Below are 733 nucleotides of genomic sequence, written 5' to 3' on the forward strand. Positions count from 1 at the left end.
AAAAAGAGAACTGCCTTTGCTCTCTTGTAGGCTAGTCTCAAGAGTATTCCCCTGAGCGAATTCCCCATTGCCATTTCTCTAAAATCGCTGCCTTGTGTATGAGCAACAAACGGTCGCCTTGAAAGATATGCAAAAATTGGCATCTCAACGTACGCATGCACCAAATCATATTTTTTGTCGCGCATTTTTTTTATCACACTAGTTTTCCATGAAGATTTTGATTTGTCATAAAATGAGATCCAGTCAGGATATATACCATTTAGCAATGGATCAAAACGAAATGGATCAGATCCTTTTGGAGGATTTTTTTCAAGTAAAAGATCTGCGTCAATTCCAGATTTTCTTAGCTGTCTCGATATAACATATCCGAGGTTTGCCATGTTACCTGCATGAAGTATATTCAATCAATCACTTCCTGACCAACCAATAATCATACTGTTTTCCTCCCCATTTTTTCTTGTATCTAAGTATTCCTTCTTCTTTTCCAGACACAGGATTTGGATTGAATCCAGATAGATCATAGAATCTCTGTTTATTTTCTAACCCCCATTCAATTATTTTCCATTTGAGTAGATCCTGAGAATATAGTTTCTCAGTAGTATCTAGAGAGGAACGGGCAATTCCCCATTCGTTAATGTATCCATTAAAAAATGAGAATGTTATCCCACCAATATTTTTTCCATCTTTTGTTGCAAGAAATCCTTTGAATCCTATTTTGCCAAGTAATTTCCAC

1 protein-coding gene and 1 pseudogene are annotated in these 733 nt (G+C 36.3%); both read right to left on the reverse strand.

What is annotated here, in order from left to right; translation table 11 throughout:
- Positions 1–404, reverse strand: a 404-nt coding sequence (locus tag DYY66_RS02925; RefSeq protein WP_166286069.1) for a hypothetical protein, incomplete at its 3' end; no start/stop codon positions are given.
- Positions 405–408: 4 nt separating this feature from the next.
- Positions 409–733, reverse strand: a pseudogene (locus DYY66_RS02930) (hypothetical protein); the annotation flags it as partial.

The organism is Candidatus Nitrosotalea sp. FS, assembly GCF_011319475.1.
Lineage (GTDB): Archaea > Thermoproteota > Nitrososphaeria > Nitrososphaerales > Nitrosopumilaceae > Nitrosotalea.